This is a genomic window from Qipengyuania sp. (assembly GCF_965277845.1).
Taxonomy (GTDB): domain Bacteria; phylum Pseudomonadota; class Alphaproteobacteria; order Sphingomonadales; family Sphingomonadaceae; genus Qipengyuania.
This window is the reverse complement of the sequence record NZ_OZ255844.1, coordinates 180,651-196,784: the sequence shown is the minus strand read 5'-3', so window position 1 is coordinate 196,784 and position 16,134 is coordinate 180,651. Positions and strand designations below refer to the sequence as shown.

Below are 16,134 nucleotides of genomic sequence, written 5' to 3'. Positions count from 1 at the left end.
GACCTGAGAAAAGTTGCAGTTAGACTGACAGCACCGCGATCTATCTTGAGCACCGGTCTCTAGCTACAGGCGCTTCTGCGCAACCCCGCGTAACAGGCGGATTTCTTCACTCCAAGCCGTAACAGGCGCATCTAAACTCGCGTCTCTTTTGGCCGAAAGCGGTCTGGCTCTTGGGCTCGTCAACGCTAGACAGCAGACTTCCAGCTTGCCCCTGTTAAAGACATTTGCCTTTCCCAAAGGATGAAGCGTTGCTCTAGGCTGGTGGTGTTGCAAGGCGCGCTGCTAGAGCTGTCGCGATAAATGCGGATCGGATGGGTCGGCCATGGGCGAAGAAATTTCCAAGGACGAATTCGAAAACAAAGACTTCGACACCTTTCGAGAACATCTGGAGCGCGAGACGGCATTGCTTCGCCAGATCCAGACCGAGGGCGGGCTGTCCGATCAAGGTCCCTTCATCGGTCTCGAACTCGAAGCTTGGTTGATTGACCACAACTTCTTTCCCGCACCGCATAATCAGAGCTTTCTTGAGCGACTTGGCGGCGACACCGTCGTAGCTGAGCTGTCACGCTTCAATATCGAGATCAACACGCCTGTAGAAGAGATCGCGGGCGAGGGACTGGCCCGCATGCACGCGCACTTGAGCGATACACTGCGTCAATGTGCCGCCAACGCGAACGAGGATGTCGATACCGTCATCGCAATTGGTACTTTGCCTACATTGCGCGAAGAAGACCTTTCGATCGACATGATGACTCCGTCCAATCGCTATGTGGCATTGAATCGGGAGGCAATGCGTGCTCGTGGTGACGCGCCCATCTCATTCGACATCGACAGCTGTCGGGACGACTCGGGCTTTGCGGCGACATACGAAGACGTAATGGCTGAAGCCGCCACAACCTCGCTACAACTGCACCTCCAACTTGCCGATGAGAAGATGGTCGCTGCCTACAATGCGTCACTCATGCTAAGTGCACCGCTTGTCGCGATTTCAGCCAATGCGCCATTTTTGTTCGGCAGACCTTTGTGGCACGAGACGCGGATCCCGGTTTTCGAACAGGCGCTGGCGCAACCAACGAGTTTGCAGCGCGTCACGTTTGGCTCGGGTTACGTAAAGGATGACCTGGTCGAATTGTTCGAAGAGAACCTTTCGGAATACCCCCCGCTGCTCCCGGTGTATAATGAGAATAGATCCGATACCGACTTTGCCTGTTTGAAGCTGCACAATGGAACCTTGTGGCGCTGGGTACGACCGCTCGTCGGGCGTAGTAATGATGGAAAGCCGCATATTCGTATTGAGCAGCGTGTCATGTCCGCAGGCCCCAGCGTGCTAGACATGATGGCTAATGCCGCGCTCTATTTCGGCGCGGTCGAAGAGATCAGTATGTACATTGATGAGGCGACGTCAGAGCTGAGTTTCGAAAAGGCTCGGGCAAATCTCTATGCGGCGGCGCGTGATGGCCTTGGTGCCGAAATCGACTGGTTTGGCAACAAAGCCCGCCGACCGGTCGCAAGTGTAGTCGAAGATATGATCCCGCTCGCCGAGAGCGGCCTTCGCAAACTCGGCATGGCGGAACACTTGATCGACAAATATCTCACAACCGTGTCAATGCGCCTTGAAACTCGACAGAACGGTGCGAATTGGCAGCTTTCGCAATTCGACCGCCACGGTGATTTCCATCGCCTGACTGCAGACTATTTGGCCCACCAGAAATCCGGCCTGCCGGTTCATGAGTGGCCGAACTGACGGGCGCACAGGCGATGACCACTCTGACCGTTACCTCCTCGATCCCTGACGGGCTGCTCGATACCAGCGCACGCGAGCTTCACCATGTCCTGAATGGTCCGACGCTCATCGAGCTCGAAGGCGAGCGGGGCGCGCCACTGTTTGTCTCTGGCCTTATGCACGGCAATGAGGATTCCGGCCTCGTCGCGATCCAGAAAGTGTTGCGCAAGTTCGCATCGCGCGCTCTGCCGAGGCCGCTCATGATCCTGATCGGCAATGTCGCCGCGGCCCAACAAGGCATGCGACGCCTTGATGAGCAAGCCGATTTCAACCGCGTCTGGCCAGGATCGGTTGACCATCAACGCTCCGATGAGGCTCGCATCATGGCGCGCGTCCACCGACGTGTAATCGAGCGAGAAGCCTTCGCCGCCGTTGATATCCACAACAATTCTGGGCGCAATCCTCACTATGGCGTGATTTGCGTCGAGGATGAAGAGGTCATGATGCTCGCCTCGCTTTTCGCTCCGCGAGCTGTACTCTTTCGTGGGCTTCCCGGTACTCAAACGGCATCGTTCAGTGGACTTATTCCTGCGCTCACGATCGAATGCGGTCAGTCGGGCGAAGAGGCTAATGCTCAAGCTGCCGCGCGTTTGGTAGAGTCCGTCCTTTCCCTGCGGAGCCTGAAAGCACGCTCGGCTGGCGAAACCCTAACGCTCTTCCACACTCTAGCTCAGGTCAGAGTGCGCAGCGATGTGGCCTTGTGCCATGATTCCACACCGTCATGGTTGTCACTTGAAGACGATTTGGACCTACACAATTTCGAACGTCTGAAGAGTCGCTTCAGCTTCGGGGAAAGCAACCATCCCATGCCGTTTGAGGTAATCAATGAGTCGGGGCAGGACGTCGCCGACGAGTTCTTTGAGTTCGATGCAGGAAGCTTGAAACTCACCAGGCCAATCGTTCCGGCAATGTTGACGACGCAGGAGCGGATCATTCGCCAGGATTGCCTGTGCTACTTCATGGAAGAACTGCGTCCGGAGCCCACAGGACAAGAACCCAGAGACCGAGGCGCAGGTCAGGATTGAACCGCTTGTTGAGGTCCGCTCCCACCCAATCTCTGACAAACGGCCAGTCTGGGGGCCGTAAGCTGTCAGTCCACTAATGAGCGGACGCGCCGCGAAAGCCGACGTTCGGCCACCGCCCTTAGCTTCGGCCGGCTAGACCCGGTCACCCCCGTCTGCCGATGGGCGGATCGCGCCGACTACATTGGCGAGATTGATCGCCACATCGAGATGGCGTTTTCTGCCCAAGGGGCCAGCTTTCCAGGTTGGCTAAACTCGCTTTTAGTGGACTTACTGAAGCACGCAGACCGATTTCCAAGTGAATGATGTGACCTTCGCCAGTCGCTTTCGACTGCGGTTAGGGATACATCCGTAATCCGACTTGTTTTGGCATGAGTTGCGTGACTTCTTCAATCGGCATGGAAGGGATGATCATAGCCCCTGCGAACGATACCGAGAGCGACAAGAAGCTCGCGAAAAGCCTTAAGCTGTTCGACGTCTATGCCGTCGCAACCGGGGCCATGTTCTCGTCCGGCCTGTTTCTGTTGCCCGGTATCGCAGCGGCCCAGACCGGTAATTCCGTCTACCTCGCATATATGGTCGCCGGATTTCTGATCTTGCCGGCTATGGTCTGCATGGCAGAACTTTCGACCGCCATGCCCCGCTCGGGTGGAGCCTACTTTTTCCTCGATCGCAGCATGGGCCCGATGATGGGGATGATCGGCGGTGTGGGCTCCTGGATCGCAACCGTTTTCAAGAGTGCCTTCGCCCTTGTAGGTATGGGGGCCTATCTCGCACTCTACATTGATCTGCCGATCACGATCACCGCCGTGGTGCTGACGATTGCGTTCGGCGTGCTAAACGTTCTCGGCGCTAAGGAAACCACGCTCCTTCAGCGTATCCTCGTCGGGACGCTGGTAATCATCCTGACTGCTTTCATCGTCGTGGGACTGTCGCGCACGGGCGTTTCCGACGTTTTTTCGCCTGACCCCGCCTACGGGGCTTTCTTCCGGGAGGGGTTTGGTGGGTTCATCACCACGATCGGGCTTGTATTCGTGTCCTACGCTGGTCTTACCAAGGTCGCCAGCGTATCCGAGGAAATCGAGAACCCTGATCGGAACATACCGCTCGGAATGGTCCTGTCGCTGATTACGGCCACTTCGATCTATACGCTCGGCGCTCTACTGATCGTCACAGCTTTGCCTCCTGATGAGCTGTTCGACAGCCTGACACCAGTCGCGGATGCAGGCGAGGTGTTCCTCGGCTGGATACCCTACGATCTTGGGATTGCACTCCTCGTTGTTGCAGCGGTCGCTGCATTCGCTTCCACCGGCAATGCCGGCATCCTGTCCGCCTCACGCTATCCGTTCGCCATGGCTAAGGACAAACTGGTTCATGCCAAACTTGGAGAATTGGGGCGCGGCGGCACTCCCGTCATCGCAATCGGCGTGACAGTCCTTACCATGGTGCTGGTCTTGCTCGTGTTCGACGTGGAATCGGTTGCGAAGCTGGCCAGCGCGTTTCAATTGCTCTTGTTCGGCCTTCTCTGCCTTGCCGTCATCGTGATGCGGGAGAGTCAGATCGACAGTTACCGACCTGGATACAGGGTTCCGCTCTACCCGTGGACACCCATTGCGGGCTTTCTCCTTTCATTCTGGCTCATTCTGGAAATGGGCGCGGTGTCAATCCTGTTCACGGCTGCCCTCGCAATTGCCTGCGGGGTCTACTTCCAGGCCTATGCCTCGAAGCGGGTGAAACGCCGCGGGGCGATCTATCACATGCATCGCCACTTGGGGCATCACACCTATGAGGGCATAGAACACGAACTGACATCCATCGTGCACGAGAAAACGCAGCCCGAGAATCTCAGGTACGAAAGCCTCATAGGGCGCGCTGCATTCGTCGATTATGGCGAAGGTCGGTTCGACAGCGCGCGTCTGAGTAGAGAACTGTCAGAGATTGCACAGAACGAGTTCGGGCTGGATGAGAAGGTCGCGCAATCTATATTCGAAGGCGATCGGATGGACGTGCGTGCCATTCGCCCTAACATGTATCTGGCCTACAAGATCATCCCCGACATCGACGAATCCCAGCTCGCCATTTTCAGGTTTAGCGGGAGCGCTACAGTGGCCGTGACTGGGGCGCGCAAGGTCCACACACTGATGTACCTCCTATTGCCCGAAGAACCGGTCGGGCTCGATCTACGTATCGTAGGACACCTTGCGGAGGTGGCGCAAAGCGACAACTTCGAGGAACGCTGGCTGGCGGCCACCCAAAGGGAAGAAATCAATCGCATACTAGCGCGCGACGACCACGTCTTTCGAAGCGAGGTTTCAAGAATACCGGTTCTGGCTGCGCAGAAAGGGGCAAGGCTCGAAGAGATCAAGTGGCCAGGAACTTGCCTTATCATGACTGTCGAGAGGGATGGCGAACTGATAATCGCAAGGCCAGATCTGCAATTGCGGGAAACCGATATTGTTTCGGTTCTGGGCGAGCCTGAGGATCTTGGGCTGCTATTTGATGTAAGCTCAATCGAGTGACTTGCGGATGGCAGGCAAGAAGGGGAATGACATCTTTCTAAGGGTTTTCGCTAATCTTCAAATCAGAGAGTACTGGAATTTATAAAAGAAGGGGTAGGAGTTATGGAGCCGGGACTGCCGAAGAGGCGCAAACCCAGGAAGTTTTATTGGTTCCTGGGTGCAATTGTCGCTTTTTCGGCATTAGCCTTTTCTGGCTTAGGTTAACTCAACCGCATCGGGCTCACAAAGCCGGCGGCCCCGGGGGCCGGAAAGCGAAACGGCGGCTTCTAGGCTCGCACACAGCCTCGATAGATGACCTGAATGGGGGCGCAAAGCCGACTTTCGATCTGAGAGAAGTTGCAGTTAGACTGACAGCACCGCCACGGGCTTCACCGATAGGGATCAGATCGCCGTGAAGCGCCGCCAGTTGCCGCGGTCGAAGATCACTTCCTGCGCGCAATTGTGTCCCGGCGCACCGGTAACTCCGCCGCCGGGATGCGTACCCGCTCCGCACATGTAGAGCCCCTTTATAGGCCCGCGATAGCTCCCATGCCCGAGCACGGGCCGTGCGGACCACAGCTGGTCGAGGCTCATCTGACCGTGCATGATATCGCCGCCGACGAGACCAAACTTGCGGTAGAGGCCCTTGGGACTGAGTACCTGCCGCCCGAGGATCGATGCCCGAAAGCCGGGGGCATGCGCCTCGACCGTATCGATGATCGCGTCTGCGGCGGCATCCTCCTCCTCGTCCCAATCGCGATCGTCGGGAAGGGTTGGCGCGAATTGCTGGCAGAACAGGCTGGCGACATGCTGGCCCGGCGGAGCGAGGCTGTCGTCGACCGTGCTCGGGATCAGCATCTCGACGATCGGCTTCTTCGACCAGCCATGTGCCTTGGCGTCGAGGAAGGCCCGGTCCATGTAGCCGAGGGTGGGCGCTATGATGATACCCGATTGGTGGTGCTCGCCGGGTTCGGGAAGAGCGGTGAAACGCGGCAGCTCGGACAGCGCGACATTCATGCGGAAGGTACCGCCGCCCGCCTTGTAGCCGCGCATCCGCCGGCGGAAATCCTCGGGCTGGTACGCCGCGTCCAGCATCTTGCCGTAGAGCAGCATGGGACCGACGTTGGCGATCACGCGCTTGGCGGCAATTTCCTCGCCGCTTTCGAGCCTTACGCCGGCGACCGCATCGCCATCGACCAGCACTTGTGCGGCCGGCGCTTCGAGGCTGATCTCAACTCCGCTTTGGCGGCAGACATCGGCCATGATCTGCGTAATCGTGCCCATGCCACCAACGCAATGTCCCCAGGCGCCCTTCTTGCCGTCCACCTCGCCGAAAACGTGGTGAAGCAGGACATAGGCACTGCCCGGCGTGTCGGGCGATGCGTAATTGCCGACCACTGCGTCGAAACCGAAGGCGGCCTTGACCGCTTCGCTCTCGAACCACTGTCCGAGGAAGCTGGTCGCCGACTTGGTGAACAGGTCGAGAATGTCGCGCTTGGCTGCAAGATCGAGGCGGGAAATGCCCCAGCCCTGCGATGCTCCCGCGATCAGCGTGCGCAATCCCTCTCCGACATTGGGCGGCGATTTCAGCGCCAGGTCGCGCAGTACTTCGGCAACGCCTTCGAGCGCGTCGTAATAGGCGGGCAAAGCCCCGGCATCGGCCTGCGAGAAGCGGGCGAATTCGGCCTGTGTCCGCTCCAGCCCGCCGCCGAGCTTGAGGTATCCGCCATCTTCCTGCGGCAGGAAGTTCGAGATCGGCCGCTCGATCACGCGGTAGCCGTGCTCGACCAGCCGCATGTCGCGAATGATCTTGGGCTGGAGCAGGCTGACGGTGTAGCTCGCGACCGAATTGCGGAAACCCGGGTGGAATTCTTCGGTCACCGCCGCGCCACCGACGACATCGCGGCGCTCGACGATGCGGACCTTGAGGCCCGCTTGCGCAAGGTAGAAGGCGCAGACCAGCCCGTTGTGGCCGGCGCCGATTATGACGGCGTCGTAGTGCACGGTCATTCGAGCCGCCGCCCCGCTACGTCAGCCCCGACCGCGATAGGACGAAACGCCTTGGTCGGGCAGCCAAAGGTCGGCAGGCGGTGCACCGCTCTGCCAGAAGACGTCGATCGGTATCCCGCCGCGCGGGTACCAGTAACCGCCTATGCGCAGCCATTGCGGCTGCATTTCGTCGAACAGCCGCTGGCCGATGCCGACCGTCACATCCTCATGGAAGCCGTTGTGGTTGCGGAACGAGCCGAGGAACAGCTTGAGGCTCTTCGATTCGACGATCGTCTCGCCCGGCGCATAATCGATCACGAGATGCGCGAAATCGGGCTGGCCGGTGACCGGGCAGAGCGAGGTGAACTCGGGCGCAGCGAAGCGCACCATGTAGAGCTGGCCCTTGCGCGGATTGGGCACATAATCGAGCTCTGCCTCTTCGGGCGAAGCGGGTAGCGCTGTGTCGGCGCCGAGGAACTTGGGGGAAGGTGTGTCGCTCATGCCGCGCTCCTGCCGCGAAGCGCGGCTTCGCGCAAGCCGGGGCTTGGAAGCGAGCGCTTCAGAACCTATTCAGCGCGGCTCCGCACAGTGGCGGTTTTTGTTCCAACAGACCTGCAATGCTTCTTCGAATTAGCCTTTCCCTGATCGCGCTGTCGACTGTGTTCCCGGCCATGGCGCAGGCCCAGTCGGTCAATGACTTCACATTGCAGCCTGCGCCCACGCCGACGGCGACACCCCCTGCGCAAGGACCTGCCGACACCCGTAGTGGGGTCGAGATCAGGCCGCGGGCGGTCAACACGCCCGCCGCGACACCGGCTCCCGAGCCCACGCCTACGAACGCTCCGGTGGCTCAGCAGCCCGCGGTGCAACCGACCTCTTCCGCGCCCACGCCCCGGTCCACCCCGTTGCCGACTATTACGCCGCGGCCGGTAGAAACCAGCCCGGCCCGGACACAGGCACCAACGGCAGCAGCGGTGCGCGAATCTCCGGCTATCGAGACCGGCACTCCGGCCCCTGATCCTATTGCTTCGCCATCTCCCATTTCGCAACCGCAGGGCGATGCTTTCGAAGCTGACGCAGAGGGAGACGAATTGCCCTGGTTGCCGATCGGCGGGGCGCTGGCCTTGCTGGCGCTGCTCATCGCCGGATTGTTCGCCTGGAGGCGTCGCCGGGACGCCTATGTGCCCGAAATCGAGCGACCGGTGATAGTCCCTCCAACGCGTCCGGAGCCGGTTGCGCTTGCAGAGGCGCTGCAATTGCGCGTCGAACACGACAAGCTGATCCGAAGCGCCGCATTCGCAACGCTCAAGTATCGAATGACCCTGATCAACCGGACCGATACCGCTTTGAGCGATATTTCGGTCGGCCTCGACCTCGCTTCGGCGCATGCAGGTGCGCCGATGGAAGAGCAGATCGCGACCGATGCCGGTGCTTTGGAAAAACGGCATGCGATTGCCCGGATCGCTCCGCGTCAAAGCGTCACGCTCGAGGGGCAGGTCCAGCTACCCTTGGCGCAGGCGCACGTCATCCGGCAGGGGCGCTATCCCCTGCTGGTACCGCTGATGCGCGTGGGGATAGAGGGGCCGGCTGAAGGCGCGCTGCTCAAGACATTTGTGGTCGGGCAAGGGGCACCAGGTGGTGGTCGCGTCCAGCCTTTCCGCCTCGACGAAGGACCGCGCAGCTACGCGCCGATCGCGCAGCGCGAACTTGCCTAGCTCGACTTCGTTCGATCCGGCGTCTAACCGGATGGCGATGGAGAGTCTTGTTTCGACCCAGTGGCTTGCCGACGAGCTTGGTGCCGACGACCTGGTGGTGCTCGATGCGACCATGCATTTGCCCGACAGCCCGCGCAAGAGTTCGGCCGAGTTTGCCCAAGGTCACATCCCGGGTGCACGTTTCCTCGACCTCGTCAGCTTCGTGGATGCGAGTTCGGACGTGCCGAAGGCGGTGCCGAGCGCAGAGCAATTTGCCGACAGACTCGGCCAGCTCGGGATCGCCCCCGGCGACAGGGTCGTGTATTACGACGATAGCCAGATCAAGAGCGCCGCACGCGCCTGGTTCATTTTCAAGCTTTACGGTTTTGGCGAGGTAGCCATCCTGGATGGCGGGTTCGCCAAGTGGAAGCGGGAAGGGCATCCGCTGGAAACCGGCGCCTCTTCAGCCACACAGGTCGAATATCCCGTGCCCAAGCGGGCCGGAAGGCTGCGCAGCAAAGAAGAGATGCTCACCAACTGCAGCTCCTGTAGCGAACAGGTCGTGGATGCGCGCGATGCGGCGCGGTTTGCGGGCGAGGATGGCAATGGTTCGAAGGGACACCTTCCAGGTGCGGTCAACGTCCACTTCGCGAGGTTGTTTTCCGAAGACGGGACCTATCGCTCGCCCGGACAGATCGCGGCCATCTTTGCGGCTGCGGGCATTGAGCTGGACGGGCCGGTCGTCACTTCGTGCAACAGTGGAATGACGGCCTGCGTGCTTGCATTCGGCCTGCATATTGCGGGCAAGGAGGATGTAGCCGTGTATGACGGAAGCTGGCTCGAATGGGGTAGCGATCCGGATACGCCGAAGGAAAAAGGGGCGGCACGCTGACCATGGCAGGGGGAGACGACCATGAGCGGCGACCCGCCACCCGCCTTGTAACGAGCGGTCGTTCGGGCGGTTTTGCCGGAAAAGTCGTCAATCCGCCGGTGTGGCGCGCGAGCACGCATCTTTATGAGGATTGCGCGGACCTGAATGCGCGCAAGACGCGCAACGAGGATGGCACATTCTTCTACGGCCGCCGCGGCGCGCCCACGCAATGGGCGCTGTGCGAGGCGTTGACCGCGCTCGAACCGGGTGCGGCCGGTACGGTGCTTTACCCAAGCGGGCTGGCCGCGCTGGTCGCCGCGCTTCTGGCGGTACTGCGCAGTGGCGACGTGCTGCTGGTTGCGGACAATGCCTACGAGCCCACACGTAATGCAGCGATGGGACTGCTCAAGAAATTCGGCATCGAGCATCGCTTCTTCGATCCGCTCGATCACGAGGCCTACCAGGCCGCGTTTTGCGACCGGACCCGCGCGGTCATGTTGGAGGTGCCCGGGAGCTTGACGATGGAGGTCTGCGACATCCCCGCTCTCGCCCGGATCGCGCGCGACCAGGGGGCAGTCAGCCTGCTCGACAATACCTGGGCGACTTCGCTTGGCTTTCCGGCGCTCGAGCGCGGCTGCGATATTGCGATCACGGCGCTGACCAAACACGTCGGCGGGCATTCCGACGTCATGATGGGTTCCGCGAGCGCGGGCGAGCGCTGGTATCGGCGCCTGCGCCTTGGCGCGCAGCAACTGGGCCATGTCGTCTCGCCCGACGATGCTGCGCTGGTTCTGCGCGGATTGCGGACCATGGGCGTGCGGCTGAACCAACAAACCGATACCGCATTGGCCGTGGCCCAATGCCTCGATAGCCGGAGCGAGGTCGCGCATGTTCTCTCGCCTCTGCTTCCAGGCACGCCGGACCATGCACTGTGGCAGCGCGATTTCAACGGTGGCTGCGGATTGTTCAGCTTTGTCCTCAAGGGGGGCGACGATGCGGCTCGCTGCCGGCTGGTCGACGCGCTCGAGCTGTTCGGCATAGGCTATAGCTGGGGCGGGTTCGAAAGCCTTGTTCTGCCGTTCGACGTCGAGCCGGTGCGCAGTGCGATGCCCTGGCCGAAGGAAGGATGGGGGGTTGAGGACCGTTATGCCATCCGTCTATCGATCGGGCTCGAAGACAAGGACGATCTGATCGCCGACCTCGCCAACGGGTTTGCGGCACTAAACGAAGGATAAACGTGCAGGGCGAGACTCCACCAAGCAACGGCGACAGTTCCGAGGCCACGCCCGTCGAACAGGCCTGGAGCCTCGCCGAGCCTGCGCAGGAGGAAAGCGGCGTCGCCGCGGCCGAGGGAGCGAAGGAAGCGCTGAGTTCGCAAAGCGAGACCGTGGGCTCGGTCGTCGATACGCTCGATGCCGTCGCGTTGTCGTTCGGCGATTTCCGGATTTCCCTGTTCGATGTGCTGATCGTCAGCGCGGTCATTGCCGGGGTTCTCATCTTCGCCTGGTTCGCCAGCCGGATGAGCCGCCGCCTCGTCCGCCGCATGACGCGGCTCGACGATGCGCAGCAATTGCTGGTCGAAAAGATTGCGACGATAATCGTCTGGGCGACGGCATTCTTCGTCGGGATCGACCTGCTCGGGATCGACCTTACGGCGCTGGCGGTGTTTTCCGGCGCCTTCGGCCTCGCGATCGGTTTCGGGCTCCAGAAGACCTTCGGCAATCTGATCGCCGGAATAATCCTGTTGATGGACCGCTCGATCAAGCCTGGTGACGTGATTGCAGTGGCCGATACGGTGGGCAGGGAGAGCTTCGGCCAGATCCGCAAGATCGGCATCCGCGCGGTCTCGGTAACGACCAGGGATCAGCGAGAGTATCTGATTCCGAACGAGAACCTGATGATCAACCAGGTCGAGAACTGGTCCTATTCGTCCAAGAACGTGCGTATGCAGGTCGAGGTCGGCGTCAGCTACGATTCCGACATGAAGCTTGCAGAAGAGCTGATGCTTCGAGCCGCAAACGAATGCGGCCGCGTGCTGAGCGCGCCGCCACCGACGGCATGGATGAGCGAATATGGAGACAACTCTGTCAATTTCGTCATCCATTGCTGGATAAAGGATCCCGAGGATGGCGTCGGCAATGTACGCAGTGCCGTGCTGAAGAAGCTGTGGTGGCTATTCAAGGAGCATGGGATCGAAATTCCGTTCCCCCAGCGCGACCTGCATGTTCGCTCCAGCGACCAGCTCGACCGTCTGATCGAGCTCATGAGCCAGGGTCAGAGCGTCTCCAAGGGTGCAAAAGAATAGGTTGCCGCGCGGACAGCGCCGGTTTCAAATCTTGCCTTCCTTGCCGCACACGCATTCTGATTGGCGGATACGGGCCGCGTCCCGCATCTTGCGAGCATGGCAATTACCGGAACCATCTTTCTCGTCGGTGCGGGGCCGGGCGATCCCGACCTTCTGACCATCCGCGCTGCACGGCTGATCGAGCGCGCCCGCGTGATCGTCCATGACGGGCTCGTCGATCCCGCCATCCTTGCGATCGCGCGCGACGACGCCGAACTGGTCTCGGTCGCCAAGCGCCGATCGCACCACACGCTGCCCCAGGAAAAGATCAGCGAATTGCTGGTCCGTATCGCACGCTCGGGCGAAGACGTAGTCCGGCTGAAGGGCGGCGATCCGTTCATTTTCGGACGTGGCGGTGAGGAGGCGGAGGTTGCCCGCGCCGCCGGCGTCCCGGTCGAAATCGTCCCGGGTATCAGTGCTGCCAATGGTGCGGCCGCAGCGGCGCAGATCGCCCTGACCCATCGCGATGCTTCTAGCATCGTCAGCTTCGTTGCGGGCCAGTGCAAGGGTCTCAAGGACCAGGATTGGGCCGGCCTTGCGGGCAAGGGCCGTACGCTGGTGATCTATATGGGCGTTAAGACCGCACCTCAGATCGCCGAGAAGCTGATGGAAGACGGCCTTGCCCCTGAAATGCCGGTGGCCGTGATCGAGAACGGCACGCGCCCCGAGATGCGCGTGCTGCGTGGAATGCTCGCCGGCCTGCCCGATCTCGTCGAGCGGGAGGGCGTCGTCAGCCCTGCGCTGATCGTTATCGGCGAGGTTACCGCGCGCGACGCTGCAACCCTCGCCGCAGCCGCGCAGGAGGCCACACGATGAGGCTTTTGACAGGCAACGACCTCAAGTCCGGCGCGGTGACATGGTGGACCGGCAGCGACTGGTCGATCCATATCGAGGACGCGGTCGATGTGACAGGAAACGAGGACGAGATCGCCCGGCGCGAAGAAGCCGCCCGCCGGGTCAACGTGCCCTATGCCATCGACGCAGAACTCCACGAAGGCAGCCCCCGACCTTCGCACATCAAGGAGCGCGTGCGCGCGCTGGGCCCCACCGTTCGCCCCGACCTGACCCTCAAGCCTGCCGATCCCGAAATCGGTAATTGGGTGATCTGACATGTACGCTTACGACCAATACGACCAGGCGATGGTCGATGCCCGCGTGGAGGAATTCCGCGACCAGGCGCGCCGCCGCCTAGAAGGCAAGTTGACCGAGGATCAGTTCAAGCCGTTGCGGCTGATGAACGGTCTCTACCTGCAACTGCATGCCTACATGCTGCGCGTCGCCATTCCCTATGGCACTCTGAACAGCCTGCAGATGCGTGCGCTGGCCGATATCGCGGAGAAATACGATCGCGGATATGGCCATTTCACGACGCGTCAGAACATCCAGTACAATTGGATCAAGCTGGAGGATGCCGCCGATATTCTCGCCGATCTGGCCAAGGTCGAGATGCATGCGATCCAGACCAGCGGAAATTGCATCCGCAACATCAGCTCCGACCATTTCGCGGGCGCTACAGCGGACGAAGTCGTCGATCCGCGCCCCTATGCCGAGCTCTTGCGTCAGTGGTCCAGCTTCCATCCCGAATTCAGCTACCTGCCGCGCAAGTTCAAGATCGCGGTGATTGCCAGCGAGAAAGATCGGGCAGCCATGCGGTTGCACGATATCGGCATCAATATCCTGCAGAACGGTGCGGGCGAGCTGGGTGCGGCTTTCTATGTCGGTGGCGGGATGGGCCGTACGCCGATGATCGCGCCCTGCATCAATCCCTTCGTGCCGCTAGACCACTTCGTGACCTACGCCGAAGCGTGTTTGCGCGTCTACAACCGCTACGGCCGCCGCGACAACAAGTACAAGGCGCGGATCAAGATTCTGGTCCACGAACTCGGCGCCGAAGAATACACCCGTCAGGTCGAGGAGGAATTCGCGCAGTTGCTCGATCAGGGCATCGAACCACCGCTAGCCGAGCTCGAGCGGATCCGGACCTTTTTCGAAGATCCGCCATTCGATGGCGATGCCGATGCGGAAATCGATCGCAGCGATCCCGATTTCGCCGTGTGGGTCGATCGCAATACGGTTCCGCATAAAGAGCCGGGGTATGTATCGGCAGTGATCAGCCTGAAGCCTGTCGGCGGTATTCCCGGCGATGCGACTGCCGAGCAGATGCGGCTGATGGCCGATCTGGCGAAGGATTACAGCTTCGACGAATGCCGGGTGATGCACACGCAGAACATCGTCCTGCCGCATGTCAGGAAGGCCGATCTCCACGCGCTGTGGACCGCGCTCGAAGACGCCGGGCTGGGCAGTCCCAACCTCGACACGGTCGAAGATATCATCGCCTGTCCGGGGCTCGACTATTGCAGCCTCGCAAATGCGCGGTCGATCCCGGTCGCGCAGAAGATTTCGGAGCGCTTCGCGGCAAACGGCAAGACCGGTACGCTGGGCGAACTCAAGCTCAAGATTTCGGGCTGCATCAACGCCTGCGGGCATCACCACGCGGGCCACATCGGCATCCTCGGCGTCGACCGCAAGGGGGTCGAGAATTACCAGCTCCTGCTCGGCGGAAGCGAGGCCGAGGACGTGAGCCTCGCCAAGATCACGGGCCCCGGTTTCGACGAGAACGGCATCGTCGATGCGGTCGAGACCGTCACGAGCGTCTACGAGCGTGAACGCCAGGACGGCGAACGCTTCGTCGACACCTACCGCCGCATCGGCATGAACCCTTTTAAGGAGGCGCTCTATGGCTGATACGCTGCGCTATCGCGACGACGAACCGGTCGACCATCCGGCGGTTACCGTCGATGCCTTTCTCGACCAGTCCAACGCCTCGGCCGTGCGGATCGAACCGGGCGACGACGCGCGCGCACTCGTGCCGCATCTCGAGCGGCTTGCGCTGGTAGAAGTCAACTTTCCCGCATTCGGCGACGGGCGAGGGTACTCCTCGGCTCGGATATTGCGGGAGGCAGGCTTCGAGGGTGAATTGCGCGCGGTAGGCGATGTGCTGGTCGACCAGCTCGCCTATATGCGCCGCTGCGGTTTCGACGCCTTCGAGCCCGATGAGCAGTTCGACATGGACGATGTGAAGGCCGCCTTCGAGCGCTGGCCCGAGGTCTACCAGAGCGCGGCGGACAGCCGGACGCCGATCTGGACCAAGAGGCACGCGTGAACGAATTGCGCGCTATCGACCGGATCGACACGGGGCCCCGCTTCACCGAGCAGGACGCCATCCGTCTCAATCGCATGTTTCGCGGCACCGAGACCGAGGAATGGCTGCGCGCAGTGATCGAGGGCAGCCTGGCCGGCGATACCGCGGTAGTGTCCAGCTTCGGCGCCGAGAGCGCGGTGCTGCTGCATCTGATCGCACAGGTCGATCCGACCATCCCCGTGCTGTTCCTCGAAACCGGCAAGCACTTCCCCGAAACGCTCGCCTATCGCGATGAACTGACCGATCGCCTCGGCCTCAATCGCGTCGATCTCTATCCCGAAATCTCCGATCTCGAATCGCGCGACGAAAGCGGTCTCAGGTGGTCCTACGATCCCGACGGCTGCTGCGAACTGCGCAAGGTCAAGCCCCTGGCCAAGGCGTTGGACGCTTTCGATGCCAGCTTTACCGGTCGCAAGGCATTCCAGTCGTCAACGCGCGCCAATCTGCCGCGTTTCGAAGTGGACACGTCGGATGCTCAAGGCCGGCTCAAAATCAACCCGCTGATCGACTGGTCGCCGGACGATATTGCCGCCTATTTCGACAGGCACGATCTACCGCGTCATCCGCTGGTCGAGCGCGGGTTTCCCAGCATCGGTTGTTCGCCCTGCACTCGCCAGGTGGGCGAAGGCGAGGACGCACGCGCGGGTCGCTGGGCCGGCTGGGACAAGGTCGAATGCGGCATCCACAAGCCCGGCGAGGAACCGTTCCTCTAAGGCGCGATGCGGGAAAGG

The 16,134-nt window shown here is 61.1% G+C and carries 14 protein-coding genes; 12 read left to right on the top strand and 2 right to left on the bottom strand.

Features of this window, described 5'->3' with window-relative positions:
* Window positions 1–322: 322 nt before the first annotated feature.
* The 3 genes from ACQY4G_RS01000 to ACQY4G_RS00990 all read left to right on the top strand — a co-directional run bounded on the left by ACQY4G_RS01000 (window position 323) and on the right by ACQY4G_RS00990 (window position 5,324).
* A complete protein-coding gene (locus tag ACQY4G_RS01000) occupies window positions 323–1,744 on the top strand; it encodes a glutamate-cysteine ligase family protein (protein WP_421992410.1) in 1,422 nt (473 codons plus the stop codon).
* A complete protein-coding gene (locus ACQY4G_RS00995; RefSeq protein WP_421992408.1) occupies window positions 1,732–2,808 on the top strand; it encodes a M14 family metallopeptidase in 1,077 nt (358 codons plus the stop codon). The genes ACQY4G_RS01000 and ACQY4G_RS00995 overlap by 13 nt, the downstream gene beginning before the upstream one ends.
* Before the next feature lie 395 nt (window positions 2,809–3,203).
* Window positions 3,204–5,324: an amino acid permease gene (locus ACQY4G_RS00990; RefSeq protein ID WP_421992406.1), complete on the top strand. Its 2,121-nt coding sequence runs from the start codon at window positions 3,204–3,206 to the stop codon at window positions 5,322–5,324.
* A gap of 381 nt (window positions 5,325–5,705) precedes the next feature.
* Here the strand turns inward: ACQY4G_RS00990 and ACQY4G_RS00985 are convergent, their stop codons facing one another.
* Window positions 5,706–7,313, bottom strand: coding sequence for a phytoene desaturase family protein (locus tag ACQY4G_RS00985; protein WP_421992404.1), 1,608 nt, complete (start codon window positions 7,311–7,313; stop codon window positions 5,706–5,708).
* Between the two features lie 21 nt (window positions 7,314–7,334).
* On the bottom strand, window positions 7,335–7,793 hold the full coding sequence (queF, locus tag ACQY4G_RS00980; protein WP_421992402.1) for a preQ(1) synthase: 459 nt from the start codon (window positions 7,791–7,793) through the stop codon (window positions 7,335–7,337).
* A 590-nt stretch (window positions 7,794–8,383) separates the two neighbouring features.
* Here queF and ACQY4G_RS00975 point away from each other — a divergent pair.
* The 9 genes from ACQY4G_RS00975 (at window position 8,384) to ACQY4G_RS00935 (ending at window position 16,116) form a co-directional block, all read left to right on the top strand.
* Window positions 8,384–9,007: an LPXTG cell wall anchor domain-containing protein gene (locus ACQY4G_RS00975; RefSeq protein WP_421992400.1), complete on the top strand. Its 624-nt coding sequence runs from the start codon at window positions 8,384–8,386 to the stop codon at window positions 9,005–9,007.
* Window positions 9,008–9,038: 31 nt separating this feature from the next.
* Window positions 9,039–9,878 (top strand): sulfurtransferase, encoded by an 840-nt coding sequence (locus ACQY4G_RS00970; RefSeq protein ID WP_421992398.1) that lies wholly within the window; start codon window positions 9,039–9,041, stop codon window positions 9,876–9,878.
* A 2-nt stretch (window positions 9,879–9,880) separates the two neighbouring features.
* A complete protein-coding gene (metC, locus tag ACQY4G_RS00965; RefSeq protein ID WP_421992396.1) occupies window positions 9,881–11,092 on the top strand; it encodes a cystathionine beta-lyase in 1,212 nt (403 codons plus the stop codon).
* 2 nt (window positions 11,093–11,094) lie between these two features.
* Window positions 11,095–12,162 carry a mechanosensitive ion channel family protein gene (locus ACQY4G_RS00960; protein ID WP_421992394.1) on the top strand — a complete coding sequence of 356 codons (1,068 nt, stop codon included), beginning with the start codon at window positions 11,095–11,097 and terminating at the stop codon, window positions 12,160–12,162.
* A 96-nt stretch (window positions 12,163–12,258) separates the two neighbouring features.
* Window positions 12,259–13,017, top strand: a complete 759-nt coding sequence (gene cobA / locus ACQY4G_RS00955; RefSeq protein WP_291169371.1) for a uroporphyrinogen-III C-methyltransferase — start codon at window positions 12,259–12,261, stop codon at window positions 13,015–13,017.
* Window positions 13,014–13,310 (top strand): DUF2849 domain-containing protein, encoded by a 297-nt coding sequence (locus ACQY4G_RS00950; protein ID WP_421992392.1) that lies wholly within the window; start codon window positions 13,014–13,016, stop codon window positions 13,308–13,310. The genes cobA and ACQY4G_RS00950 overlap by 4 nt, the downstream gene beginning before the upstream one ends.
* Before the next feature lies 1 nt (window position 13,311).
* Window positions 13,312–14,946 carry a nitrite/sulfite reductase gene (locus ACQY4G_RS00945; RefSeq protein ID WP_421992390.1) on the top strand — a complete coding sequence of 545 codons (1,635 nt, stop codon included), beginning with the start codon at window positions 13,312–13,314 and terminating at the stop codon, window positions 14,944–14,946.
* Window positions 14,939–15,364 (top strand): DUF934 domain-containing protein, encoded by a 426-nt coding sequence (locus tag ACQY4G_RS00940; protein WP_067694380.1) that lies wholly within the window; start codon window positions 14,939–14,941, stop codon window positions 15,362–15,364. Before ACQY4G_RS00945 ends, ACQY4G_RS00940 begins: the two co-directional genes overlap by 8 nt.
* The gene (locus tag ACQY4G_RS00935; protein ID WP_291169377.1) at window positions 15,361–16,116 is read left to right on the top strand and encodes a phosphoadenylyl-sulfate reductase; all 756 of its coding nucleotides are present in this window, start codon (window positions 15,361–15,363) and stop codon (window positions 16,114–16,116) included. The genes ACQY4G_RS00940 and ACQY4G_RS00935 overlap by 4 nt, the downstream gene beginning before the upstream one ends.
* Window positions 16,117–16,134: the final 18 nt, after the last annotated feature.

What these genes read in the sequence shown, in the direction of transcription:
- ACQY4G_RS00985 (WP_421992404.1), bottom strand. Translation starts at nt 7,313, where the DNA reads ATGACCGTGCACTACGACGCCGTCATAATCGGCGCCGGCCACAACGGG.
- cobA (WP_291169371.1), top strand. Translation starts at nt 12,259, where the DNA reads ATGGCAATTACCGGAACCATCTTTCTCGTCGGTGCGGGGCCGGGCGAT.
- ACQY4G_RS00950 (WP_421992392.1), top strand. Translation starts at nt 13,014, where the DNA reads ATGAGGCTTTTGACAGGCAACGACCTCAAGTCCGGCGCGGTGACATGG.
- metC (WP_421992396.1), top strand. Translation starts at nt 9,881, where the DNA reads ATGGCAGGGGGAGACGACCATGAGCGGCGACCCGCCACCCGCCTTGTA.
- ACQY4G_RS00945 (WP_421992390.1), top strand. Translation starts at nt 13,312, where the DNA reads ATGTACGCTTACGACCAATACGACCAGGCGATGGTCGATGCCCGCGTG.
- ACQY4G_RS01000 (WP_421992410.1), top strand. Translation starts at nt 323, where the DNA reads ATGGGCGAAGAAATTTCCAAGGACGAATTCGAAAACAAAGACTTCGAC.
- ACQY4G_RS00990 (WP_421992406.1), top strand. Translation starts at nt 3,204, where the DNA reads ATGGAAGGGATGATCATAGCCCCTGCGAACGATACCGAGAGCGACAAG.
- queF (WP_421992402.1), bottom strand. Translation starts at nt 7,793, where the DNA reads ATGAGCGACACACCTTCCCCCAAGTTCCTCGGCGCCGACACAGCGCTA.
- ACQY4G_RS00970 (WP_421992398.1), top strand. Translation starts at nt 9,039, where the DNA reads ATGGCGATGGAGAGTCTTGTTTCGACCCAGTGGCTTGCCGACGAGCTT.
- ACQY4G_RS00940 (WP_067694380.1), top strand. Translation starts at nt 14,939, where the DNA reads ATGGCTGATACGCTGCGCTATCGCGACGACGAACCGGTCGACCATCCG.